We start from the raw sequence: 24,707 nt of genomic DNA on the forward strand, positions 1-24,707 counted from the left end.
GCAGAAAACGTGTAGGAGGAACCGAATTGAATAACTATACCCTTAGCAATGGTTTACGCGTCGTAGTAGAATACATACCGACATTCCGATCGGTGGCCTTTGGGATCTGGGTCAAGACGGGCTCGCGAAATGAATCGCCTGAGAACAATGGGATTTCCCATTTTATCGAGCACATGTTGTTTAAAGGAACGGAACGTCACAGTGCCAAGGATATCGCAGATTTGTTCGACGGTATCGGCGGTAATGTAAATGCGTTTACAGCCAAAGAATACACCTGTTATTTTGCCAAAGTATTGGATCAGCATTTGCCAATTGCCGTGGATGCGTTAGCGGATATGTTCTTCAATTCGCAAATGGATGCTGCGGAATTGGCAAAAGAGAAAAATGTCATTCTCGAAGAAATTTCGATGTATGAAGATACGCCTGACGATAAGGTCCATGATGAAGCGTCACGTGCTGCTTACGGAGATCACCCGCTTGCTTATTCCATTCTCGGTCTTGAAGAGCGGCTAAGTGCCATGAATGGCGATTCACTGCGTGGCTACATGAAGAGTCAATATCGCATTGATAACACCGTCATTAGCGTGGCTGGCAACGTTGAAGAGAAATCACTGCTGGAGCTGCTGGAGAAGCATTTCGGTGAATTCCAAAATAACGGTACGGAAACAGCCGTTTCCACACCAACTTTTAGCGGGCAGTACCTGTTCCATAAGAAAAAAACAGAACAAAATCATATTTGTATCTCATTCCCGGGTTGTTCCATTGCAGACCCTCAGCTGTATGCGATGATTTTGCTGAATAACGCAGTAGGTGGGGGCATGAGCTCCAGACTATTCCAAGAAATTCGTGAGAAACGCGGTCTTGCTTATTCGGTGTATTCCTACCATACGTCTTATGCTGACAGCGGATTATTTACCGTTTATGCAGGGACAGCGCCTAAACAAACCAAAGAAGTGTTGGAGCTTACCATGGCGCAAATGCATGATTTGGCTGTAAAAGGTCTAACAGATATAGAATTGCACCGTGGTAAAGAGCAGCTTAAAGGAAGTTTGATTCTTAGCCTTGAAAGTACTTCGAGCCGCATGAACCGACTTGGCAAAAACGAGCTGATGCTCGGACGCCACTATACGCTTGATGAAATGCTGAAGCGTATTGACGATGTCGATATGAAGGACATTCAAGATGTAACGAAAAAAATGTTATCCGTTCCTTTTGCTGTGGCGATGGTCGGCAGCAACGATAAAGCAGCAGCGTCAATCGGGAGGGATTCACTTGTTTCAAGTACTCTTTAAACGACTGCCTGGCAATGAAGAAATCGAGCTGCCGCGCAAGATGTCAGAGCTTGCAGCGGGATTCGATCTTCAAGCAGCAGTAAACGAGCCTGTCATCTTGAACCCGGGAGAGCGCAAGCTCATCCCGACGGGTTTCTCGATGGCAATGCCCGCAGAATTGGAAGCTCAAATCCGTCCTAGAAGCGGGCTTGCGTATAAGCATGGTATCACGTGCTTGAATTCGCCTGGGACGATCGATGCTGACTACCGCGGCGAGGTAAAGGTGCTGCTCGTCAATTTGGGACAGCAGCCATTTACGATTGAGCGCGGGGAGCGAATCGCGCAAATGCTGTTTCAGATCGTGCCTGACGTAGCGATTACTGAGGTGGATGAATTGCCGGATACCGTACGCGGTGCAGGTGGATTTGGCCATACGGGAGTATAGCCTGAAACAGGTAGGAATTATTTATTAATTGTGCGAAGAGCACCGGGGCAGAAGCCTCGGTGCTCTTTTGTGTTTTATGACGCATGAATTTCATTTTCACCCCGCTCTGGGCGGGTGCATAAGATGGTCTATAACCAAGTGCGCATACTGTCATTTGGGTTGCCTTGACGGAAGGCGCTGGGGCAGTTACAGAGGTGCTGCTAACCGAGCCGCGATGCTTACGTGTCTAACGGTTACAGTAGGACTGCTAACCGAGCCGCGATGCTTGCGCGTCTAACGGTTACAGTAGGACTGCTAACCGAGCCGCGATGCTTGCGCGTCTAACGGTTACAGTAGGAAAGGAGTGATACCCTTATGTTGACAGGGGTTCAGGTCTTGCTTCTTGGCGGTGACGCTCGGGGGCTTGAGGTCATCCGGAAGCTGACCGAGCTCGATGCATCGGTAACGGTTGCGGGCTTTGATCAGCTGCATTCCTCACTGGACGGAGCGGTACGCGCCGAGATCAGCGAGGATTTATTTGCGACTGCGGATGCGCTTGTGCTGCCGGCTGTCGGAACGGACGATGACGGCAAAATCATAGCTGTTTTCAGTGACCGCGAATTAGTGTTGACTGATGAATACGTGGCACGATTACCAAAGCATTGCACCGTATATACGGGGATGGCAAAACCATATTTGCGGGATTTATGCGCTAAATATGCAATCCGGCTTGTCGAACTGTTCGACCGTGATGATGTCGCCATTTATAATTCCATCCCGACAGCGGAGGGGGCTGTCATGATGGCGATTCAGAATACAGATATCACCATTCATGGTTCATCCTGCATGGTGCTCGGTATCGGCAGAACAGGATTTACATTGGCACGAACATTGCAAGGACTTGGGGCAAAAGTGAAGGTTGGCGTGCGCCGCGAGGAGCATTTTGCAAGAGCGTATGAGATGGGGTTCGAACCCTTCTATATCAAGCAATTACAGCAGTTTGTAGGGAATATTGACTTGCTTTTTAATACAATTCCGACTATGATAGTCACAGCGCAAATTATAGCAAATTTGCCATCGCGAGCGGTCATAATTGACCTCGCTTCGAAGCCCGGCGGGACGGATTTCCGCTTTGCGGAGAAGCGCGGAATTAAAGCGTTGCTCGCCCCCGGCCTACCAGGAATCGTCGCACCCAAAACCGCTGGACGTATCATTGCGGATTGTCTAAGTCGATTGATTGAGGAAGATTTCAGGCAACGGGGGAATGAGCAATGAAATGGCAAGGCAAAACGGTGGGCTATGCGCTCTCCGGTTCTCACTGTACGTTTGCAGAAGTCATGCCGGTCATTCAGCGGTTTGTTGATGAGGGAGCGAATGTAGTTCCGATCGTGACGCAAACACTGATTACTACGGATACGAGGTTTGGAACTGCGGCAGAGTGGCAGCGGCAGCTGAAGTCGATCACTGGCAATGAAATTATCTCGACAATCGTCGATGCTGAGCCCCTGGGGCCGTCTAAACTGCTCGACGTTCTTGTTATTGCACCTTGCACGGGCAATACGACAAGTAAACTCGCCAATGCGATGACTGATAGCCCTGTTCTCATGGCTGCGAAAGCGCAAATGCGCAATCAACGTCCGCTTGTTCTCGCAATCTCGACGAATGACGGTCTCGGCTTAAACGCCGCTAACATTGCAAAACTTTTAGTTTGTAAAAACGTTTATTTTGTACCGTTCGGGCAGGATAATCCCATCCAGAAGCCCAACTCGCTTGTCGCCAAAATGGAGCTGGTACCGGAGGCTTGTGAAGCCGCCTTACTTGGTAAACAGCTGCAGCCTTTATTGATCGAACGTTCTTAATTTGTAAGTAGAAAAGTCTCAATTTTACGAATTTAGATGTATTTGGAGAAATCCTTGACTTACGTTCTTTTTTTGAGGGGAGACAACAACCAGCATGTCAAATCAGAAGTTGTTTAACGTCGCAGTAGTTGGAGCGACAGGCGCAGTAGGAGAACAAATCATTGGTTTGCTCGAGAAAAGGGATTTTCCAATTGCTGAGCTGAAATTGTTGTCTTCCGCTCGTTCAGCAGGTACGACGATCATGTTCAAGGGAATAGAGATTACGGTGGAGGAAGCTACACCGGACAGTTTTAAAGGAATCGAAATCGCCTTGTTCAGTGCGGGCGGCGATGTGACAAAGGCACTTGCCCCCCACGCTGTCGAGCATGGCGCTGTATGTATCGACAATACGAATGCTTATCGGATGGATCCGGATACACCGCTTGTCGTACCTGAGGTTAATATCGATAAGGTAAATGACCACAAAGGGATCATTGCCAATCCGAATTGCTCGACGATCCAGATGGTTACTGCATTGAAGCCACTGCAAGACAATTACGGCATTTCTCGTATTATTGTCTCTACTTATCAAGCCGTTTCCGGTGCAGGCAGCCGTGCAATCGACGAAATGCTGCGTCAAACTCGTGAAGTTTTGGATGGGAATGACGTGAATCCGGATATTCTGCCAGTTGGCTCGTTACCGGTGAAGCATCAGATCGCATTCAACGCGATTCCGCAAATTGATAAGTTCCAAGACAATGGGTATACGCTTGAAGAAATGAAAATGGTTCGTGAAACAAAGAAAATCTTGGATGATGAGTCCATCGACGTAACAGCGACATGTGTTCGTATTCCTGTCGTTTATGGCCACTCGGAATCCGTATACGTAGAGCTTAAAAAAGATTATGAACTGGAAGACGTCAGGACGCTCTTAGCCGAAGCTCCGGGTATTGAACTTGTCGACGATCCTGCAGGTCAACGTTATCCACTCGCTACTGAAGCGGCTGGCAAACCTGAAGTGTTCGTTGGACGACTTCGCCGTGATTTAGGCCATGCACGCGGTTTGAATCTGTGGATTGTTTCCGATAATCTGCTCAAAGGTGCAGCATGGAATGCTGTGCAAATCGCAGAATACATCGCCATTGAGAAGGAATAGACATTTTAGATTAGAGGCAGGTTGTTCAGGAAGCTAACGATTCGGCGACGTTATTCTCGTTCGGATACGGAGGCTTGTAATGCGCATCCTCGTTCAGAAGTTCGGCGGGACATCATTGTCCTCGGACGAAGCTAGACAATTAGTAATCGGGCATATTGATCGGGAACGGCAACGACAGTACGGACTCGTCGTTGTCGTCTCTGCAATGGGGAGAAAAGGCGATCCCTATGCAACGGACACGCTTCTCTCGCTTATTCGCAATCATGGTGATTCATTGCCTGCTAAAGAACGCGATATGCTGCAGGGTTGCGGAGAAATCATCTCCGCCGCTTTATTGTGCAGTCTATTGCGTGCCTCTGGGATCTCAGCGATCGCATTGACCGGCGGAGGTGCAGGAATAATAACGGATAATCAATATGGGCGTGCCCGCATTATTGAAATTCGGACGGCAGCCATTCACAAAGCACTTGAGGATGGCCAAGTTGTAATCGTTACCGGATTTCAAGGTGTGACAGAAGCAGGGGATATTACGACGCTCGGCAGAGGTGGCAGCGATACTTCGGCAACTGCTTTAGGAGCTGCTCTCCGCGCAGAGCGAGTCGATATTTATACAGATGTGAATGGCATTCTAACCGCAGATCCTAGGATCGTGAAGGATGCTCGGCCATTATCCGTTATCAGCTATGCTGAGATCGGCAATATGGCAAGGCAAGGAGCGAAAGTGATACATCCACGAGCGGTAGAGATTGCTCAGCAAGCTCGAATTCCGCTTCGTGTACGTTCGACCTTCTCAGAAGAGGAGGGAACGCTTGTGACGGACACGTTCGATGCCGCTGCAAAAGCTTCATCGGTCCGTGATCGTCATGTCACAGGAGTGGCTCATGTCAGCGGCGTTACGCAGATTACCGTACAGGCGCAGGACGGTCACACCGACGTACAACTGCAAGTGTTTCAAGCTATGGCTAGACATCAAATCAGCGTAGATTTTATTAACGTAAATCCTGGTGGAGCGGTGTATACCGTATTTGATCATGATGCGGATAAAGCAGTTTCGGTTCTGCATGATATCGGATATGCACCTCGAGCAGTAAGCGGATGTGCCAAAATCTCCGTCATTGGCGGTGGAATGAACGGTGTTCCCGGCATCATGGCACGTATTGTGGAAGCGCTGACGGAGCAAGGCATTCCGATTCTACAATCAGCAGATTCCAACACCACAATCTGGGTGCTGGTCAGTGAGAAATATATGGCCGGCGCACTGCAAGCCTTGCACACTAAGTTCTCATTACATGAGTAGGAATCGTAAATAGTCATTACAATCATGCAATTCGAAATGCGAAACCAGATTACGAAGTCAAGCTTTGCGGAGCAGGACAACGGACAGCGCTGTTTTGCTTCGCAGACCTTTTTTAGGAGGAATCATATATGGATTTCGGAAGAATAATTACGGCAATGGTTACCCCGTTCCATGCGGACGGATCGATTGACTGGGAAACGACAGGGCGGTTAATGGACTACTTAATCGAGGATCAGCAGAGCGACAGCATCGTCGTTTCCGGGACGACCGGTGAATCTCCGACGCTCACCGATGATGAGAAAATCGCTTTGTTTACTTATGCTGTAGAGCACGCTCGTGGACGCTGCAAAATTATTGCAGGCTCCGGAAGCAATGAAACGGCACATTCCATCCATTTGACTCAAGTGGCTGAGAAATGCGGAGTTGATGGTGCATTATTAGTCGTGCCTTATTACAACAAGCCCACGCAAGAAGGGATTTTCCAACATTTCAAAGTTATTGCTGAAGGCACTAAACTGCCAATTATGGTCTATAACGTTCCTGGACGTACGATTGTCAGTATGACTGCCGAGACTACGCTTCGTCTTGCTCAAATTCCAAATATCGTCGCTACTAAAGAGTGTGCATCCCTTGAGCAAGTGACAATGATCGCTTCGCAAGCACCAGCAGATTTCCGTGTATACAGCGGAGATGACAGCTGTGCGCTGCCTGCGGTTGCAGTAGGGGCACACGGTATTGTCAGTGTGGCCAGCCATATCATTGGCAAGCAGATTCGTGAAATCATCGAGTCTTATCTGAAGGGTGATGTTGCGCAAGCCTACAAAGTGCATGCTGCTTCGCTGCCAATTTTCAGAGGGCTGTTTGATCTTCCGAACCCTGTTCTTGTGAAAGCGGCACTGAACCTGAAAGGGTTGCCTGTTGGCGGCGTTCGTTTGCCTCTGGTTGATGCGAATGAGTCGGAGTTAGCTGCGCTGCGCAGCATTTTGAACTAATATAGCATTCACTGCTCGTGGTACTTCTTTCCGCAGTCGCCACAAACCGGTGCGCTTGCATCGGTTTTTTGTTTGTACATAGAGAAGGTCATTCTGGACTGGACATTTTCTCCTTTACTTGTTTTTCGTATTTTCAATCATGTATAATGAAAGCAAGTGACGGTGTGCGGCAAAATATTGAAAATGTGTAACGCCTAGGGTGGCGTTGAACAGCACTAGTTATTACTTGTATGAGCACGTTCCTGCGGGAGGAACGTCCAGCCATACAATTTGGACAACTATTATATAAGTTCGATCAGATTAGCTTCGGTTTCTGTCGTTTCGGCAGTGATGAGGTCTGGTTTGTTTCGTAAAACTATTAGGAGGTACGGATACACTTGTCTAAGAAAAACATCCAGGATAAGCTGCTTATTTTCGCACTAGGCGGCGTCGGTGAAATCGGGAAGAACATGTATGTCATTCAATATGGAAATGATATCGTAGTCGTAGATGCAGGTCTTAAATTCCCGGAAGAAGATATGCTCGGAATTGATATTGTTATCCCAGACATTACGTATTTAACAGAGAATCGCGATAAAGTCAGAGGGATTTTGATTACGCATGGTCATGAGGATCATATTGGCGGTTTGCCGTATGTATTGAAGCACCTGAATGTGCCGATTTACGGTACGAAATTAACACTTGGTCTTATTGAAGGCAAATTGAAGGAAGCGGGCTTGCTTGGCGAGACAAAACGCATCCTAATCAATGCTGATTCTGAAGTTCAACTGGGATCCATGAAAGCGTCGTTCTTCAGAACGAACCACAGTATTCCGGATTCAGTTGGCGTATGCTTAGATACACCGGAAGGAACAGTCGTACATACGGGCGACTTTAAATTTGATCATACTCCCGTAAATAATCAATACGCAGACTTGCAGCGTATGGCGGGAATCGGTGCGCGCGGCGTTCTGGCCTTGCTTTCGGACAGCACGAATGCTGAGCGTGCAGGATTCACACCTTCGGAGAGCATGATTGGTGCTGAGCTTGAAGATATTTTCCGTAAAGCAACACAACGTGTCGTTGTTGCAACATTTGCATCCAACGTTCACCGTATACAACAAGTTGTGAACGCTGCAATCGCAACAAAGCGTAAAATCGCTGTTGTTGGACGCAGCATGGTTAATGTTGTGTCGGTTGCCTCTGAGCTTGGCTACTTGAATATTCCGGAAGGCACGATTATCGAGCCTGAAGAAATCAACAAAATGGCCGCTGACCGCGTTGCAGTCCTTTCGACAGGCAGCCAAGGCGAACCAATGTCCGCTCTTACGCGCATGGCGCGTTCGACGCATCGTAAGGTTGATATTATGCCTGGCGATACAGTTATTATTGCAGCAACTCCAATTCCGGGTAACGAGCGCTATGTTGGCCGTACAGTAGACGAGCTGTTCCGTCTCGGAGCAAACGTTATTTACGGACCAGGGTCTGTTTCCGGCGTTCACGTTTCCGGTCACGGCAGCCAAGAAGAATTGAAGCTGATGCTTAACCTCATCAGACCGAAATATTTCATTCCGATCCACGGTGAATACCGTATGCTTCGCCAGCATGCATTGCTTGGTGAAGCTGTCGGAATCGAGCGCGAGAATATTTTCGTGATCGATAACGGTGATACAGTTGAGTTCCAAGGCGGAGTTGCCCGTAAAGGCAGCAAAGTGCCTGCAGGTAACGTTCTGATTGATGGACTCGGCGTAGGCGATGTAGGTAATATCGTACTTCGCGACCGTAAGCTTCTGTCCCAAGACGGCATTCTGGTTGTCGTAGTAACGCTGAGCAAGCAAGATGGCGCGATTTTGTCCGGTCCGGACATCATCTCCCGCGGCTTTGTTTACGTTCGCGAGTCCGAAGGGCTGCTCGAAGAAGCGAACCGTATCGTAACTTCAACCTTGCATAAGCTGATGAACGACAAAGTCAATGAATGGGCATCGCTCAAAACAAATGTGAAAGATGCACTCGGACGTTTCTTATATGAGCAAACGCGCCGTCGCCCAATGATTTTGCCAATCATCATGGAAGTATAAATTGTCTTAAGCAATAGGAAGCGGTCTCCGAAGAGCATTATGCTCAATTCGGAGGCCGTTTCTTTTTGCCCGAAATTGCATAATTCTACAGGCAGATTCCATACTATGCAGAGCCGACCATAAGCAGTCTAGGTGGAATGTTGAGGAGGACAAGGCATATGTTTGAAGATCAACTAGTATATAAATCGGAGCAGCCGGAGCCACCGGCACCTGATCGCAAACCGAGCACGAATCCGATCGTGGAAACGATTCAGCAACTGGGTCAGACGGCAACACCGCAATCGGAGTCCAACATATTTTGCATGACGATTATCGGGCAGGTGGAGGGGCATCTCGTATTGCCTCCGCAGAACAAGACGACAAAGTACGAGCACTTGATCCCACAGTTAGTGGCAGCAGAACAAAATTCCAAGATAGAAGGCATTATGATTGTGCTTAATACGGTCGGCGGGGATGTGGAAGCGGGACTCGCGATTGCTGAAATGATCTCTTCGCTAACCAAACCAACGGTAACCCTCGTTCTTGGTGGAGGCCATTCAATCGGGGTGCCAATAGCTGTTGCCGGAAACAAATCGTTTATCGCTGAATCCGCGACGATGACTATTCATCCGATCCGGTTGAACGGACTCGTTATTGGGGTTCCGCAAACGTTCGAATATCTGGACAAAATGCAAGAGCGGGTCGTTCGTTTCGTCACATCCCATTCCAACATAACTGAAGCCAAATTCAAGGAATTAATGTTCAAGACAGGCGAATTGACCCGGGATATCGGGACGACTGTCATTGGTTCGGATGCGGTGAAGCATGGTTTGATTGATGCGGTAGGAGGAATTGGGCAAGCGCTGCGGGATCTGAATTTATTGATTGATCAGCGTAAGCAAGCAACAGCTGCCGGGGCAGGAGGGCTGACACAATGACAATCTATTCAACAATGCCACTTGAGCTTGTCTATGACGGAATCAACCATCAGCCGGGGCCTTATGTGTCCATCAAGATTGGAGATGTACAGCTGCAAATAGAATCGGTTACGCCTGGCGTTGGCCGTATCGTTCGATTGCTGGACGGGCCGTTAGATGCCTATTTACGTCCGGAGCTATCGCCGGGAACGTTGATTGCTTTTGGGCACGCATCCTCGTAGAAAGCCCGCCCTTGCTGGATAATAGTAGCACAACCTATGGTCTCCTATGGTATAATGACTACCAGAGGTGACCATTTTGGCTAAGAAAAAGAAGAAGCGTAAGAGCTCAATTGGGACGAGCCTTAAATATGAAGTATATGGTATTTTACTCATAACCGTATCCGTAATCGCGCTGTCGGGTGAAGCAACGGTTGGCCGTTCCTTGTCCAAATTATTTGGTTTATTGCTGGGTAAGTTTTATTTTGTCCTTCCGCTTGTCGGCATTTATGTCGGGCTAATCGTCATGATGAAACGCGCCTGGCCTACCGGCTGGTCGACTCGTAAGACTGGCTTTCTACTCGTTGTGCTTGCTTGTACCTTATGGAGTTCGGTAGCTGTAATGGATTTGAAAACAGAGCCGACAGGCGGGCTGTCAGCATCTTACATACTAACGCAACTTGGAAGCGATATCCGCGGGTCACTCATGAACTCTGCACAACAGGCACAAGCGGAAGGTGTCGTTCATCCTGTCAGCGGCGGGTATGCGGGAGCGATTCAATATACGCTTCTTTATTGGCTGTTTGGCTATTTTGGCGCTAAGTTCGTTATGATCGTCATGTTTGCGATCTCAGTTATGCTCATGACTGGCAAATCGTACGTAGATTTATTGCGAGCGGGCCGTATCAGAGGCGGTCGTTTCTGGTCGCTGCTGCGCATGAAGTTGTTCTCGAAGCGGCAAACTCTGGCGTCTACAGGCGCAAAAGCGGCTTCGGTTAAAGGCAATGTCGTTACATTGGATGACCTTGATGACGATGATGACGAGAACTATGCGCCGGTGCATAACCCGCGTGCGAAGAAAAGCAGATTTCCTATTTTCTCTTGGTTTAATGAAGTCCCCAAGACAAACGAGGATGCTCATGATACCGAGTGGCAAATGGATGATGGACACAGGGCGGATGCTAAAGGTCAAGCAGGGCGTATGCCTTGGCAAGACGACGAGGATGCCGACGAGCTTGGTTGGCAGGCGAATGTACTGGAGCAAATTGAGGCTCGGACTGAGAAACCAAAGGAACAGTCAACTGCAACAGCTGCATGGGAACTACCTTACGATGCTGATAAGGGTCTTGACGACGAAGTCGATGTTCTAACTGATTTAGGGCCGCAAGACGATCTGGCTGAGGTGGAAGAAGACTTACCTGAGGATGATTTCGAAGTCGTGTCGTCTGCTGCAGTTATTCCGACAAGTCCGGCTATTATGCCTGATGACCCTGATTCTTTGGAGGGCACTGTCCATGTAGTGAAGCGTCCAACGGAGAAGCCATATGTATTACCGTCGATGGCACTCCTGCAGAAGCCAAGCGGACTTGGTAAAACAGGCGAAACGGCGGATTCATTGGAGTCCAGACGCAAACTGGAAGCGACGCTGGAGAGCTTTGGCGTAAGAGCCAAGGTACTTGATGTTGTACGAGGTCCAGCAGTGACACGGTATGAAGTACAACCAGCAACAGGCGTCAAGGTTAGCCGGATTGTCGGTCTGACCGATGATATTGCGCTTGCGCTTGCAGCGAAAGATATTCGGATGGAAGCACCGATTCCAGGTAAATCGGCAATCGGAATTGAGGTTCCGAATACGGAAGTATCGGTTGTTACGATGCGTGAAGTGATGGAGACGCCTTCTTTCTTAAATGCCAGTTCGAAGATGTCGATTGCCTTCGGGCGAGATATTTCCGGTCAACCGATCGTCGGTAATTTGGCGAAAATGCCGCATTTGCTTGTAGCAGGTGCTACGGGTTCCGGAAAATCTGTCTGTATCAACGGGATTATTACAAGCATTCTGTACAAGGCGCGGCCAGATGAAGTGAAACTGCTTATGATCGATCCGAAGATGGTAGAGCTCAACATGTACAATGGGATACCTCATTTGCTGGCGCCGGTTGTTACAGATCCAAGACGCGCTTCACTAGCACTGAAGAAGATTGTCGTTGAGATGGAGAAACGTTATGAACTGTTCTCCAAGTCAGGCACACGAAATATTGAAGGTTATAACACGCTTATGGCGGAGAACCCGGCAGCGGTTCTGCCTTATATCGTTGTTATCGTGGATGAGCTTGCTGATTTAATGATGGTTGCCGCTAACGATGTAGAGGATTCCATTTGCCGGCTTGCACAGATGGCACGTGCATCGGGTATCCATCTGATTATTGCCACGCAGCGTCCGTCCGTTGACGTCATTACAGGCGTCATCAAGGCAAATATTCCTTCACGTATTGCTTTCGGCGTTTCATCGCAAGTCGATTCACGTACCATTCTGGATATGGTGGGTGCGGAGAAATTGCTCGGTCGAGGCGATATGTTATTCTTGCCTGTTGGCATGTCCAAACCGATTCGGGTGCAAGGCGCATTCCTTTCCGATCAAGAGGTTGAGGCTGTTGTAGCTTATGCACGTGGTCAAGGCGAAGCCGAGTACAAGGAAGACTTGGTACCGGAGATTGATGATACCGTCACTGAGAATGAAGAGATCCTGGATGAACTGTACGATCAGGCGGTTCGTATCGTACTGGAAGCGAAGCAGGCATCGGTTTCGCTGCTCCAAAGACGGATGCGTATCGGGTACACGCGTGCTGCAAGGTTGATCGATCAGATGGAAGCGCGTAGTATTGTCGGACCATACGAAGGCAGTAAACCTCGTGAAGTGCTGCTCACTATGGATCAGTATGACGCAGGAAAGATTAGCTCTTAAGCCAAATTCATGCATAATCGTATCCTTGATTTCTCATACTAGGAATATGCTTCGCTTGCTTTGCAAATCCATTTGCAAGAGAAAGGCAGATTCTAAAGATGAGAAATCGTTTAATTACGGTGACCATCGTCATCGTCCTTCTGTTGTTCGGCGCCTTCACATTGAAGCATGCCTCGTTCGGTAAAACAACCGAAACGTTCAGCAGCGCTACACTCAAAGTCGGGTCATCAGGAAAAGATGTCACGGAGCTGCAAGGCCGTTTGAAAGCACTAGGCTACTTCGACGGCAAAGTTGACGGAGTTTTCGGGACCAACACGAAAAAAGCAGTCACATGGTTTCAATGGAAGTTCGGCCTCAAATCCGATGGGGTTGTCGGGGCGAAGACGAAATTGAAGCTGTGGGAAGCAACAAAGAATTGGAAGCCGACCGCAGGTACAAGCAGCGGCGGCAGCAGCAGCGGAAGTGGATCAAGCAGTAATAAGAACACATCGGGATCGGATGTAAATAAGTCCAATAACCTTGGCCTATCTGCGAACGATCTGAAGCTGATGGCCAATGCAGTGTACGGTGAATCACGCGGAGAACCGTTTATCGGGCAAATAGCAGTGGCAGCTGTTATTTTGAATCGTGTGAAGTCACCAAGCTTCCCGAATACGGTTTCCGGTGTTATTTTTCAGCCGGGTGCTTTTACGGCGGTAGCTGATGGACAAATTTGGTTAACGCCGAATGAGAATGCGAAGAAAGCGGTCCAAGATGCCATTAACGGCTTAGATCCTACCGGCGGGTGTCTCTATTACTTTAATCCGGTGACTGCAACATCTAAATGGATTTGGTCACGTCCACAAGTGAAAACGATCGGAAAACATATTTTCTGCATGTAGTAATTTGAGGAGCAGCCTGCTTATCGACGCGGGTTGCTTCTTCCATTTCCGATCGGGTAGAATGGAATAGATCCTTGGAAATTGGAATAGATTGACTTTATAAACTTGAGCGGAAGGGGGTCGTGTTGCGTGAGCAACTCTCCATTTCAACGAGGACAGCTGAATCGAATTCGATTGCATGTTCTGCCCACACAGCGCTTCAAAACATTTTCCATTTCCTTGTACTGTGGTCTCCCGCTGACGGAAGAGACCGTTACTCCGATCGCGCTGATTCCATTTGTGCTGCGCCGGGGAACAGCTTCAACGCCAGAGACAATCGAGTTCCGCGAACGTCTAGATGAATTATATGGCGCAGGCTTCGGTTTCGACGTCTACAAACGCGGTGACGCACAAATCGTCCAGTTTAGAATGGACGTCATCAACGATCGGTTTGTTTCGTCCGAGCAGCCGCTGCTCGGCGAATCATTGAAATTGCTCGGTGAAGTGCTGACCGAGCCGACATTAGAGAACGGGCATCTTCGCGCGAAATACGTAGAAGCTGAGAAGGAAACGCTGCGTAAGCGACTAGAGGCGATCATTAATGATAAAATCCGGTATGCGGCGGAGCGTTGCTTAGAGGTTATGTGTGAGGATGAACCCTATCGGCTTCACCCACTTGGTAAACTCGAAGACATTGCAGGTTTGACACCTGAATCTGTAACAGCAGCCTATCGCAAATGGCTGTCCAATGCAGCGTTTGATTTGTATGTGGTCGGAGACACTTCGCTGGAAGAAGTAAAAGCGCTCGTTGCGGAAGCGTTCCATCATAATGAGGGGGCTCCAGCCGATTATAATCTGCCGGAAATTCGCAAGCCGATTAGTCAGGTTCAGACGGTTGTGGAGCAAATGGACGTGAGTCAAGGGAAGCTGAATTTGGGACTGCGTATCAATACGGCTTATGGCGATGATGATTACCCGGCCGCTCTGCTCTATAACGGTATACTTGGCGGCTATCCGCATTCCAAGCTGTTTCTTAACGTTCGTGAGAAAGCTAGCTTAGCTTATTATGCTTCCTCTCGCTTAGACGGACATAAAGGCATTTGCACGATACAATCCGGCATCGAAATCGCCAATTATGACAAGGCGACTACGATCATTAAAGAGCAGCTGGAGAGTATGCGAAGCGGTACGTACAGCGACCTAGAAATGAACCAGACGAAAGCAATGATCGCCAATCACCTGCGGGAGCTTCAAGATTCCGCTAATGAAATGATCGGCTTCGATTTTAATGCGATTCTGTCCAAGCGTGAGCGTTCCGCTGCGCAGCTTCTGGAGCAAGTACAGGCCGTTACAGCTGAACAAATTGCAGCAATCGCACACAAAACAGAGCTCGATACGATCTATTTCCTGCGTGACAGGAAGGAGGGCTAAGCCTATGGAAACGTTAGCTTACCCAGGCGTTCAAGAAACGCTGTACCGTGAAATATTACCCAATGGCTTAGAAGTAGTTGTGCTGCCCAAAGAAGGGTTCAGCAAGACCTATGCAACATTCTCAACGCGTTACGGATCGATTGATAATCGGTTTGCCGTAGGCGACCAAGCCCCCATCTCAGTTCCGGACGGCATCGCTCATTTCTTGGAGCACAAGATGTTCGAGGAGCCGACTGGCGATATTTTCGCAACATTTGCATCCCAAGGGGCATCGGCGAACGCGTATACCAGCTTCGATCGAACAGTGTATCTCTTCTCGGCTACGGAGCAAATCGATGCCAATTTGGAAACCTTACTCGACTTTGTGCAAAATCCTTACTTCACCGACGAGAACGTCGAGAAGGAGAAAGGGATTATCGAGCAGGAAATCAATATGTACCGTGATAATGCGGATTGGCGCGTTTATTTTGGACTGATCGATGCGCTTTATCACAAGCATCCGATACATATCGACATTGCCGGTACAGTCGATTCTATCCGTCAGATCACTAAGGAGACGCTGTACAGCTGCTATGAGACCTTCTACCACCCATCCAACATGTTCTTGTTTGTTGTAGGCGGGGTTCAAGCAGATGCTGTTATGAAGCTGGTACGGGAGAATCAGGCACGCAAAACCTTTGAGCCGCAAGGCCCAATATCCAGATTCTTCGATCCGGAGCCGGATACGGTGAAAATTCCGCGCAAAACAGCAGCTTTACCTGTTTCCATGCCCAAATGCATGATCGGATTCAAAGAGGATCGAGGCGCTTTGAAGCCGGAGGAACTGCTTCGCACAGAGCTTGCAACTAAACTGATGCTCGAAGCGTTATTAGGTTCGAGTGCGCCAATTTATCATGCTTTGTACGATGATAATCTCATTTCCGATTCCTTTGGGCACGAGTTCAACAGCAGTGAGGATTACGCCTTCTCCGTTGTGGGTGGTGAAACCCGCGATCCGGATGAGCTTATTCGCAGGCTTCGTGCTGCAATTGATGAAGCACAAACAGTAGGATTAAACGAAGAAACATTCGAACGGACCAAACGTAAAAAAATCGGCGGATATCTTCGTATGCTCAATTCCCCTGAAGCTATTGCCGGTGAATTTACACGCTATCGATTCCGTGGTGCAGATTTGTTCAAGCTGCTTCCTGTCTATGAGAGCATTACGCTCGAAGAAGCAAATGAACGGCTGCGCAGTCATTTTGACTGGAATCGAATGGCAGTATCCATTGTAGCGAAAGAATCCATTTGAAAACATTAAAAGAAATGACGGTGCTCGTGACCGGGGGAAGCCGTGGGATCGGAGCGGCCATTGCGCGCCGCTTCGCCGCGGAGAACATGAACGTCGTCATTCATTACAATCAAGCCCATGAAGCCGCCAATGAGACGGCTCGTAGCTGCATGCGGCTGGGTGCAGCCAATGTGCTGACCGTCACAGCGGATATTCGTTCCAAGGAACAACTCATTCGTATGCGTGAGAAGCTCGAAGCTAGAGGGATGATGCCGGATATCGTCGTTAATAATGCCGGAATTGCCCATTACAGCATGTTAGAGGACGTTACGGAAGATGCTTGGGACGAAGTCATGAATGTGAATTTAAAGGGTATGTTTCTCTGTACGCAGCTCTTTATGCCCGCAATGATTTCACAGCGTTTCGGGCGCATTATTAATGTCTCGTCCATTTGGGGAATGTCCGGTGCCTCCTGCGAGGTGCTGTATTCCACCAGTAAAGGCGGCATGAATGCCTTTACGAAAGCATTAGCCAAGGAACTGGCGCCATCGGGAGTTACCGTTAACGCGGTGGCACCCGGGGCCGTCGATACGGTCATGCTGGACAACCTTAATGCTGAAGAAAAATCGGCTCTGGAATCTGAAATTCCTGTTGGGCGTTTTGCACAGCCAGAGGAAATCGCTTCGCTTGTTTATTTCTTAGCATTGCCGGAGTCCGCCTACATCACAGGCCAAATCATTAGTCCAAACGGCGGATGGCTGACTTGATGTCCGAATCTGAATAAGATTTCTCCTTTGCGTGTACAATACGGGTGTTGCCGTATAACGGCTAACATGTGAAGGAGGAACAGAAACAATGTCAACTGTCCTTTCTAATTTCGAAACATGGAAGCATTTCTTGCACGATCGCGTGGATCAGGCCAAAGGAATGGGATTGAACGAAGACACCATTTCAAACCTTGCCTATGAGATCGGTTCATTCCTTGGAGAAAAGGTCGATCCCAAAAATGAGCAGGAACGCGCAATCAAGGAACTATGGGATGTCGGCGACGAGCAGGAACGAAAAACGATTGCTGGCCTAATGGTCAAGCTTGTACAAAATTCGTAAACCTTCCACGAGAAAAGCCTCCCGAAACGGAGGCTTTTCTGTAATGTTCGCCGGAGGTTGCAGGATATTGACGAATATTGTAGAATAATCTTTTATCACACATGAATTATTATCATATTATTACCTATTCCTCCACAAACACGAGGTGTCATAATGGAATTCAAACAATGGTACATGGAATACAGAATACATAAGAACCGTCCGGGCTTGCTTGGCGATATCGCTTCCTTGCTCGGTATGCTTGAAGTCAACATTCTTACGATTAATGGTGTTGAGAACCGTACACGCGGCATGCTGCTCCAAACGAATGACGATGAGAAGATTGAAATTCTCGGACGCATGCTTCAGAAGGTCGATAACATTACAGTGCTTAAACTGCGCGAACCAAAACTCGTAGATATACTGGCTGTTCGCCATGGCCGCTATATTGAACGTGACTCTGATGATCGCAAAACGTTCCGTTTTACGCGGGACGAGCTTGGGATGCTGGTTGATTTCCTTGGCGAAGTGTTTAAACGAGAAGGTAGCCAATTAATCGGACTGCGTGGAATGCCGCGCGTCGGCAAGACGGAATCCATTATCGCAGGCAGCGTTTGCTCCAATAAGCGCTGGACATTCGTTTCTTCCACGCTGCTCAGACAAACGGTGCGCAGTCAGCTGTCGGAAGAGGAAATGACGCCGAACAACATTTTTATTATTGACGGGATTGTCAGCACAATTCGTTCGAATGAGAAACATCATGCGCTTCTGCAAGAGATCATGGCAATGCCATCAACGAAAGTTATCGAGCATCCGGATATTTTCGTGAAAGAATCGGCGTATGAATATAGTGATTTCGATTATATTATCGAATTGCGCAATACACCCGACGAGGAAATTTCTTACGAATCGTTTACGATGGGTTTTAACGATTTTTGATGAATTAAGGAGGTGTGGTCATGTCGGATTTGGGTGCCTTGCTTCAGAAGGCGAGGGAACAGCGAAGGCTGTCCCTGGATGACATCCAGGAGTTGACGAAAATTCGCAAACGCTATCTTGAAGCGATTGAGGAAGGCAATTACAGTGTGCTTCCCGGTTCATTCTATGTGCGTGCGTTTGTAAAGAATTATGCAGAAGCCGTGGGGCTTGATGCTGATGAAGTTCTTCGATTGTACAATAAAGAAATTCCCTCGAACGTTCCAGAGCAAGTGGTGGAGCCGATCCAACGACCACGCCGTTCCCAAACGCAATCCAACGATCGATGGGGAAAATGGGGATTCCGTACGCTGATGTGGTCGTTTCTGCTCTTGATTGTCGTGGTTGTCTATATTTATGCGATCAAGCAGCCGAACAAAGATAATGTGGATACGACAGATCAGACGAAGATGACGGATCAGACGAAAGCGCCGGAGACCAATCCGGATAAGGATACGGTCAAAAATAATGATAATGCTTCCACGAACGAATCCGTCGGCGGCGAAGATACTGTTCCGGTTACGCCACCGCCTACACCTGAGGAAACGGAGGAACCCGTTGTGCCAGCTACAACGCTGACACTGGATCGTTCATCCGGCTCCACGGATTATTACAAAGTTGCACCTGCAGGCGCGCACAAAATCGTGTTCAATGCGACAGGCCGTGCTTGGATTGGGGTTAAAGAGAAGAATAAGAGCGGGAAATATATTTTGCAGCATCAATTTAATAAAACAGGCGAAACGATTGAACTTGATATAAACGGCCCTGCTTATATCAATGTCGGACGTGCAGATTTAGTTGAAGTGACTCTCGACGGCGTTGCGATGGAAGATGGAAATGCCGCAAATCCACATCGGATGCAGCTGGATATGGTTGAAGAAGAAGCGGCTGATAAGCCTGCGGAGTAGCACACAGAAGGCATTCATCCTGGGAATAGCCGGGAGGGATGCCTTTTCTTGCGGAGTAAGATGCGTTATAATACGTGACAATGAAAAAGTAAAGGAGCTGCAATGAAAGATGGCTGAGAATTCATTTGATATCGTATCGAAGGTCGATATGCAAGAGTTGAACAATGCAATCACACAAGCGGAGCGGGAGATTGAAACACGTTTCGATTTCAAGAACAGCAAAAGCAGCATTGCGCTGGAGAAAGAAGATATCGTCGTTGTGTCGGATGACGAGTATAAACTGAAGAGCGTCGTTGATATTTTGCAATCCAAAATGATCAAACGCGGTGTTCCTATCAAGAACATGGAATTCGGTAAATTGGAGCCGGCTTCGTCGGGTACGGTAAGACAGAAGATTAAGCTGAAGCAAGGAATCGAGCAGGATATTTCGAAGAAGATCAACATTCTGATTCGGGATTCCAAGCTTAAAGTGAAAAGCCAAATTCAAGGTGATTCCATTCGCGTAACAGGCAAGAGCCTCGATGATTTGCAAGCTGTTATGGCCTTGCTGCGCGGTGCAGATTTGCAAATTGATCTGCAATTTACGAACTACCGCTAAGCAAATTAAGTACATAAGAGGAGTCCTGGCCCACTGGAAAAGTCGCGGTGGCTGGGACTTTTTCGTATTTTGACACTGAATATGCCTTGTATTATACTTGTTAGGATAGCTTTACGGAGGGGTTTGGGGGATACAAAATGACAGAACGAGTGAAAGTTGTAACATTGGGCTGTGAGAAGAATTTGGTCGATTCGGAGATTATGTCCGGTCTAATCGATCAACGCGGCTACCAATTGGTGGATCAAGCAGATGATGCCACCGTGATTATCGTGAATACATGTGGATTTATTGATGCGGCTAAGGAAGAGTCCGTTAATACAATTCTGGACATGGCCGAATTCAAGCAAACAGGCCGGCTTAAGGCGCTTATCGTCTCCGGTTGTTTGACGCAGCGCTATAAGAAGCAGTTGATGGAAGAAATGCCTGAGATCGATGGTATTGTCGGAACAGGGGATTTCCATCATATTACGGATATTGTCGATGAAGCGCTTCGCGGTAAACGTCCAGTGAAAGTCGGAAATCCGGTATTTGACTACGATCAGAAGCTCCCGCGTCTTGTTACAACGCCGCGATACACCGCTTATGTGAAAATCGCCGAGGGCTGTGACAACGCTTGTACATTCTGTTCGATTCCTATTATGCGCGGTAAGTTTCGCAGCCGTTCGATGGAGTCCATTGTAGCCGAGGTTGAGATGCTGGCTAAGCAAGGCGTGAAGGAAGTCAGCTTGATCGCACAGGATTCCACGAACTACGGTACGGATCTGTATGATAAGTTTATGCTTCCAGAGCTGCTGAATCGCGTGAGCGAAGTGGACGGCATTGCATGGGTGCGTCTGCACTATGCATACCCGGGCTTCTTCACGGACGAGCTGATTGATACCATCGCAGCAAATCCGAAAGTGTGCAACTATATTGATATGCCGCTTCAGCATAGCGAGGATTCCATTCTCAAGAGAATGCGCCGTCCAGGACGCCAAACGGACACTCGTGCTCTAGTGCAACGTATTCGTGCACGTATTCCGGATGTAGCGCTTAGGACTTCAATTATTGTTGGGTTCCCAGGCGAAACCAACGAGGATTTCGAGCGACTTTGCGATTTCGTACGTGAGATGAAATTTGATCGTTTGGGTGTGTTTACGTACTCAGCAGAAGAGGATACGCCGGCGGTTCGTTTACCGGATGCTGTTCCAGATGATGTGAAAGAGTGGCGCTCCAATACACTCATGGAAATTCAGCGTGAAGTATCCAAGGAGCTTAGCGGCAAACATGTCGGCAAAGAGATCGACGTGCTGGTAGAACGCTATGACGGCCGCAGTGATGTATACGTTGGCCGCTCGGAATACGATGCACCTGAGATTGACGGTGAAGTGTTTATCTCGAAATGTAAGGCCGCAATCGGCGAAATTCAAAGGGTGCGAATTACGCACGCTTACGAGTTTGATATGTCCGGGGAGGGGCTCTCGTGAATTTAGCCAACCGCATTACGCTTGTCCGCATCTTTTTGGTGCCCATAATTATGGTGCTGCTGCTGATCAATGTTGATCTAAAGCCGCTCACCTACGATGATTTTTCCATTACTTGGAATCAGATTTTGGCCGCGCTGGTCTTTATCGTTGCAGCGAGCACGGATGGACTTGACGGCTATATTGCGCGCAAGAACAAAATCGTCACTAATTTGGGCAAGCTGTTAGATCCGCTGGCAGACAAGCTGTTAGTTGCGGCGGTGCTTATTTCGCTTGTCGAAATGGCTAAGCTTGATGCTTGGATCGCGATCGTCATTATTAGTCGTGAGTTTGCAGTCACCGGCCTTCGCCAGATTGCGCTGCTTGAAGGCTCTGTTCTGGCTGCCAGCACGTGGGGCAAATGGAAGACGGCCGTTCAAATTACGATGATTATCGCGTTATTGCTTAACAATTTCCCGTTTGCATTTCTGGATTTTCCGTTCGACCTTATTTCTAGTTATGCGGCGGCACTCATCACGGTTTACTCCGGCATCGATTATTTCGTCAAAAATAAAAATCTCATTCCGGTAGCATAAACCGGCTTAAACAAGCAGCATCACTCCTTCTGTTCGTCAGGAAGGGGTGATGCTTTGCTTTTCCTTGACCGATTCCGCCCGAATTCAACTTATACATAGATTGGAGCTGTTGTTATGCGTGCTGAAATTATTGCGGTAGGTACGGAATTGCTTCTTGGTCAGACCGTGAATACGAATGCCACTTATTTATCTCAAGGGCTTGCGGAGCTGGGTGTCGATGTTTACTTTCAAACCGTCGTTGGCGATAATGCAGGCCGAATTCGCCAAGCGATCGAGCTTGCGCGCACAAGAGCCGATCTTATTCTCTTTACCGGCGGGCTTGGGCCGACGATGGATGACTTAACGAAGGATGCGCTGGCGGACTACTTGAATCGTTCCATTGAGATTCATCAGCCGTCTATGGACAAAATTGAAGTGTTGTTCAGCTCGCGCGGCATTCATATGGTGGAGAGCAATCGCCGACAGGCTCATCTGATTGAAGGCAGCGATCCGCTGATGAATGATGCGGGGTTAGCTGTAGGAAATGCGCTAACGGTAGAAGGAACGAGCTATGTCCTGCTTCCAGGGCCGCCGCGTGAAATGAAACCGATGTTCGACGGACCCGCTAAAGCGTGGATTAGATCCGTTATGGGAGAGGAGCGTAAGCTGTTCTCTCGTTTGCTGATGTTCGCCGGAATCGGTGAATCCAGCTTGGAGCAGGCCATCATTGATTTAATTGAGGGACAATCCGATCCATCCATTGCGCCGTATGCCAAAGAAGGCGAAGTCGCCATTCGGATTTCGACGAAAGCTTTGAACGAGCAGGAAGCAGAAGCACGTCTCAAATCGGCTGAAGAGCAAATTCTTGCACGCGTTGGTACGCATCTGTACGCGCGTGAGGACATTCCGCTCGAGGAAGCTGTCATAAGGCAGCTTCGTGCTACCGGACGCTCACTAGCCAGTGCAGAGAGTCTCACAGGCGGTCTGTTCGCGCAGCTCGTGACACAGGTGCCCGGAAGCAGCGGAGAGTTTGTTGGCGGCGTCGTAACGTACACCAACTTAATGAAACATAAATTGCTGAGCATCCCGATGTCGCAGCTCGAGGGGACAGATGCGCCCGGAGCTATCAGCGAATCGACAGCGGCGCTCATGGCGGAGCGGGTACGCGAACTCGCAGGCAGCGATTTCGGCGTCTCGTTAACAGGCGTAGCCGGCCCTGCCGAGTCCGAGGGGAAGCCGGTCGGACTTGTGTATTTCGGACTTTCGGAGCGCGGGAAGCCGACGCAGGTGTTCACGGCGCATCTTAGCGGCAGCAGAGGCATTATTCGACTGCGTGCAGCAAAGTCGCTTCTTTATCGGCTGTGGCAGGCACTGTAAACTAGAATAAATTGTTAATTTAGGCTTGTCAGATGATATATTTTCGACTATAATCGACATTAGTTAGCGGAAGAACCGTGGCGAAGATTACTTTGCTGCGGTTCTTTTTTTGTCATTCTATTTGGCCAAATAGAAAATAAGAATATATGTTCGTAAAAATGCTTGTCAAAGTACTAGAAACAAGGTATCATGAAAGTATAAATTATAAGGGATGTGGATTCGTTGGCAGATCGTAAAGCCGCATTAGAAATGGCATTGCGTCAAATAGAGAAGCAATTTGGTAAAGGCTCCATCATGAAGCTTGGTGAATCAACTCATATGCAAGTTGAAACAGTATCCAGCGGTGCACTTGCATTAGATATTGCACTTGGAATTGGCGGCTTCCCACGCGGCCGGATTATTGAAGTATACGGGCCGGAATCTTCCGGTAAAACAACAGTTGCGCTTCATGCGATCGCAGAAGTACAACGTGCTGGTGGACAAGCTGCATTTATCGATGCGGAGCATGCACTTGATCCTGCGTACGCAAGCAAACTTGGCGTTAACATTGATGAATTGCTTCTGTCGCAGCCGGATACGGGTGAACAAGGCCTAGAGATCGCGGAAGCACTTGTTCGCAGTGGCGCGGTAGACATTGTCGTTGTTGACTCCGTTGCGGCGCTCGTGCCGAAAGCGGAAATCGAAGGCGACATGGGAGACTCCCACGTTGGTTTGCAAGCACGTTTGATGTCGCAAGCACTTCGTAAGCTTTCCGGTGCGATCAGCAAGTCGAAGACGATCACGATCTTTATTAACCAGCTTCGTGAGAAGGTCGGCGTTATGTTCGGTAATCCTGAGACAACGCCAGGCGGTCGCGCACTGAAGTTCTACTCCACAATTCGTCTTGATGTTCGTCGTATCGAGTCCATTAAGCAAGGGAACGACATTGTCGGTAACCGGACACGTATTAAAGTCGTTAAGAACAAAGTCGCTCCTCCATTCAAACAAGCTGAAGTCGACATTATGTATGGTGAAGGCATCTCTAGAGAAGGAAGCATCGTGGATATCGGCGTCGAGCAGGATATCGTTCAGAAGAGCGGTGCTTGGTTCTCTTATAACGGCGAGCGTCTTGGGCAAGGCCGTGAGAACGCGAAGCAATTCCTTAAAGATCATAAGGACATTGCGGCTGTGATCGAGAAGCAAATTCGTGAAGCCAGCAACATGGCTGCTGCAGCTGCGGCTGGAGCTGCGTTCAGCGAGGACGAAGAGGACGAGGACGAATTGGATTTAGATGTGGAATAAACCGGTTCTGAT

23 protein-coding genes are annotated in these 24,707 nt (G+C 48.5%); all 23 read left to right on the top strand.

Going from position 1 to position 24,707, the window contains the following annotated elements; translation table 11 throughout:
• Positions 1 to 26 precede the first annotated feature (26 nt).
• The 23 genes from AC506A_RS02955 to recA all read left to right on the top strand — a co-directional run bounded on the left by AC506A_RS02955 (position 27) and on the right by recA (position 24,695).
• On the top strand, positions 27 to 1,292 hold the full coding sequence (locus tag AC506A_RS02955) for a M16 family metallopeptidase (RefSeq protein WP_495459484.1): 1,266 nt from the start codon (positions 27 to 29) through the stop codon (positions 1,290 to 1,292).
• Positions 1,273 to 1,716: a dUTP diphosphatase gene (gene dut, locus AC506A_RS02960; protein ID WP_495459485.1), complete on the top strand. Its 444-nt coding sequence runs from the start codon at positions 1,273 to 1,275 to the stop codon at positions 1,714 to 1,716. The genes AC506A_RS02955 and dut overlap by 20 nt, the downstream gene beginning before the upstream one ends.
• A 354-nt stretch (positions 1,717 to 2,070) precedes the next feature.
• The gene (dpsA, locus tag AC506A_RS02965) at positions 2,071 to 2,970 is read left to right on the top strand and encodes a dipicolinate synthase subunit DpsA (RefSeq protein WP_495459486.1); all 900 of its coding nucleotides are present in this window, start codon (positions 2,071 to 2,073) and stop codon (positions 2,968 to 2,970) included.
• Positions 2,967 to 3,554 carry a dipicolinate synthase subunit B gene (locus AC506A_RS02970; RefSeq protein ID WP_090976436.1) on the top strand — a complete coding sequence of 196 codons (588 nt, stop codon included), beginning with the start codon at positions 2,967 to 2,969 and terminating at the stop codon, positions 3,552 to 3,554. Before dpsA ends, AC506A_RS02970 begins: the two co-directional genes overlap by 4 nt.
• A gap of 94 nt (positions 3,555 to 3,648) precedes the next feature.
• Positions 3,649 to 4,689 carry an aspartate-semialdehyde dehydrogenase gene (locus AC506A_RS02975; RefSeq protein ID WP_495459487.1) on the top strand — a complete coding sequence of 347 codons (1,041 nt, stop codon included), beginning with the start codon at positions 3,649 to 3,651 and terminating at the stop codon, positions 4,687 to 4,689.
• 79 nt (positions 4,690 to 4,768) lie between these two features.
• Entirely contained in the window at positions 4,769 to 5,986 is a 1,218-nt protein-coding gene (gene dapG, locus AC506A_RS02980; RefSeq protein ID WP_495459488.1) for an aspartate kinase, read from the top strand.
• 128 nt (positions 5,987 to 6,114) lie between these two features.
• Positions 6,115 to 6,978, top strand: coding sequence for a 4-hydroxy-tetrahydrodipicolinate synthase (gene dapA / locus AC506A_RS02985; protein ID WP_495459489.1), 864 nt, complete (start codon positions 6,115 to 6,117; stop codon positions 6,976 to 6,978).
• A 377-nt stretch (positions 6,979 to 7,355) separates the two neighbouring features.
• Complete coding sequence (locus AC506A_RS02990) at positions 7,356 to 9,035, top strand: ribonuclease J (protein ID WP_495459490.1); 1,680 nt, start codon at positions 7,356 to 7,358, stop codon at positions 9,033 to 9,035.
• Between the two features lie 158 nt (positions 9,036 to 9,193).
• Positions 9,194 to 9,952 carry a ClpP family protease gene (locus AC506A_RS02995; protein ID WP_495459491.1) on the top strand — a complete coding sequence of 253 codons (759 nt, stop codon included), beginning with the start codon at positions 9,194 to 9,196 and terminating at the stop codon, positions 9,950 to 9,952.
• The gene (locus AC506A_RS03000; protein WP_495459492.1) at positions 9,949 to 10,173 is read left to right on the top strand and encodes a YlzJ-like family protein; all 225 of its coding nucleotides are present in this window, start codon (positions 9,949 to 9,951) and stop codon (positions 10,171 to 10,173) included. Before AC506A_RS02995 ends, AC506A_RS03000 begins: the two co-directional genes overlap by 4 nt.
• 76 nt (positions 10,174 to 10,249) lie before the next feature.
• Positions 10,250 to 12,892: an FtsK/SpoIIIE family DNA translocase gene (locus AC506A_RS03005; RefSeq protein WP_495459493.1), complete on the top strand. Its 2,643-nt coding sequence runs from the start codon at positions 10,250 to 10,252 to the stop codon at positions 12,890 to 12,892.
• 98 nt (positions 12,893 to 12,990) lie between these two features.
• Positions 12,991 to 13,773 (top strand): spore cortex-lytic enzyme, encoded by a 783-nt coding sequence (sleB, locus tag AC506A_RS03010; protein ID WP_495459494.1) that lies wholly within the window; start codon positions 12,991 to 12,993, stop codon positions 13,771 to 13,773.
• A gap of 129 nt (positions 13,774 to 13,902) precedes the next feature.
• On the top strand, positions 13,903 to 15,183 hold the full coding sequence (yfmF, locus tag AC506A_RS03015; RefSeq protein ID WP_495459495.1) for an EF-P 5-aminopentanol modification-associated protein YfmF: 1,281 nt from the start codon (positions 13,903 to 13,905) through the stop codon (positions 15,181 to 15,183).
• Positions 15,184 to 15,187: 4 nt separating this feature from the next.
• Positions 15,188 to 16,474 carry an EF-P 5-aminopentanol modification-associated protein YfmH gene (gene yfmH / locus AC506A_RS03020; protein ID WP_495459496.1) on the top strand — a complete coding sequence of 429 codons (1,287 nt, stop codon included), beginning with the start codon at positions 15,188 to 15,190 and terminating at the stop codon, positions 16,472 to 16,474.
• Between the two features lie 14 nt (positions 16,475 to 16,488).
• Entirely contained in the window at positions 16,489 to 17,220 is a 732-nt protein-coding gene (gene ymfI, locus AC506A_RS03025; protein WP_495460958.1) for an elongation factor P 5-aminopentanone reductase, read from the top strand.
• Between the two features lie 88 nt (positions 17,221 to 17,308).
• Entirely contained in the window at positions 17,309 to 17,560 is a 252-nt protein-coding gene (locus tag AC506A_RS03030) for a DUF3243 domain-containing protein (protein WP_495459497.1), read from the top strand.
• 153 nt (positions 17,561 to 17,713) lie between these two features.
• Positions 17,714 to 18,478, top strand: coding sequence for a DUF3388 domain-containing protein (locus tag AC506A_RS03035; protein ID WP_495459498.1), 765 nt, complete (start codon positions 17,714 to 17,716; stop codon positions 18,476 to 18,478).
• A 20-nt stretch (positions 18,479 to 18,498) separates the two neighbouring features.
• The gene (locus tag AC506A_RS03040; RefSeq protein ID WP_495459499.1) at positions 18,499 to 19,422 is read left to right on the top strand and encodes a helix-turn-helix domain-containing protein; all 924 of its coding nucleotides are present in this window, start codon (positions 18,499 to 18,501) and stop codon (positions 19,420 to 19,422) included.
• Positions 19,423 to 19,531: 109 nt separating this feature from the next.
• Positions 19,532 to 20,020 carry a YajQ family cyclic di-GMP-binding protein gene (locus tag AC506A_RS03045; protein ID WP_495459500.1) on the top strand — a complete coding sequence of 163 codons (489 nt, stop codon included), beginning with the start codon at positions 19,532 to 19,534 and terminating at the stop codon, positions 20,018 to 20,020.
• A gap of 137 nt (positions 20,021 to 20,157) precedes the next feature.
• A complete protein-coding gene (rimO, locus tag AC506A_RS03050) occupies positions 20,158 to 21,486 on the top strand; it encodes a 30S ribosomal protein S12 methylthiotransferase RimO (RefSeq protein WP_495459501.1) in 1,329 nt (442 codons plus the stop codon).
• The gene (gene pgsA, locus AC506A_RS03055) at positions 21,483 to 22,058 is read left to right on the top strand and encodes a CDP-diacylglycerol--glycerol-3-phosphate 3-phosphatidyltransferase (RefSeq protein WP_494819091.1); all 576 of its coding nucleotides are present in this window, start codon (positions 21,483 to 21,485) and stop codon (positions 22,056 to 22,058) included. Before rimO ends, pgsA begins: the two co-directional genes overlap by 4 nt.
• Positions 22,059 to 22,172: 114 nt before the next feature.
• Positions 22,173 to 23,414, top strand: coding sequence for a competence/damage-inducible protein A (locus AC506A_RS03060; RefSeq protein ID WP_495459502.1), 1,242 nt, complete (start codon positions 22,173 to 22,175; stop codon positions 23,412 to 23,414).
• Between the two features lie 222 nt (positions 23,415 to 23,636).
• Positions 23,637 to 24,695 carry a recombinase RecA gene (gene recA, locus AC506A_RS03065; protein ID WP_495459503.1) on the top strand — a complete coding sequence of 353 codons (1,059 nt, stop codon included), beginning with the start codon at positions 23,637 to 23,639 and terminating at the stop codon, positions 24,693 to 24,695.
• Positions 24,696 to 24,707: the final 12 nt, after the last annotated feature.

The sequence above is a fragment of the Paenibacillus sp. N22P23 genome, from assembly GCF_059383735.1.

Coding starts and splice junctions, on each gene's coding strand:
- AC506A_RS02975 (WP_495459487.1), top strand. CDS start 3,649: ATGTCAAATCAGAAGTTGTTTAACGTCGCAGTAGTTGGAGCGACAGGC.
- dapA (WP_495459489.1), top strand. CDS start 6,115: ATGGATTTCGGAAGAATAATTACGGCAATGGTTACCCCGTTCCATGCG.
- rimO (WP_495459501.1), top strand. CDS start 20,158: ATGACAGAACGAGTGAAAGTTGTAACATTGGGCTGTGAGAAGAATTTG.
- AC506A_RS03045 (WP_495459500.1), top strand. CDS start 19,532: ATGGCTGAGAATTCATTTGATATCGTATCGAAGGTCGATATGCAAGAG.
- AC506A_RS03000 (WP_495459492.1), top strand. CDS start 9,949: ATGACAATCTATTCAACAATGCCACTTGAGCTTGTCTATGACGGAATC.
- AC506A_RS03035 (WP_495459498.1), top strand. CDS start 17,714: ATGGAATTCAAACAATGGTACATGGAATACAGAATACATAAGAACCGT.
- ymfI (WP_495460958.1), top strand. CDS start 16,489: ATGACGGTGCTCGTGACCGGGGGAAGCCGTGGGATCGGAGCGGCCATT.
- yfmH (WP_495459496.1), top strand. CDS start 15,188: ATGGAAACGTTAGCTTACCCAGGCGTTCAAGAAACGCTGTACCGTGAA.
- AC506A_RS03060 (WP_495459502.1), top strand. CDS start 22,173: ATGCGTGCTGAAATTATTGCGGTAGGTACGGAATTGCTTCTTGGTCAG.
- AC506A_RS03040 (WP_495459499.1), top strand. CDS start 18,499: ATGTCGGATTTGGGTGCCTTGCTTCAGAAGGCGAGGGAACAGCGAAGG.
- AC506A_RS02970 (WP_090976436.1), top strand. CDS start 2,967: ATGAAATGGCAAGGCAAAACGGTGGGCTATGCGCTCTCCGGTTCTCAC.
- dpsA (WP_495459486.1), top strand. CDS start 2,071: ATGTTGACAGGGGTTCAGGTCTTGCTTCTTGGCGGTGACGCTCGGGGG.
- sleB (WP_495459494.1), top strand. CDS start 12,991: ATGAGAAATCGTTTAATTACGGTGACCATCGTCATCGTCCTTCTGTTG.
- AC506A_RS03030 (WP_495459497.1), top strand. CDS start 17,309: ATGTCAACTGTCCTTTCTAATTTCGAAACATGGAAGCATTTCTTGCAC.
- dapG (WP_495459488.1), top strand. CDS start 4,769: ATGCGCATCCTCGTTCAGAAGTTCGGCGGGACATCATTGTCCTCGGAC.
- AC506A_RS02995 (WP_495459491.1), top strand. CDS start 9,194: ATGTTTGAAGATCAACTAGTATATAAATCGGAGCAGCCGGAGCCACCG.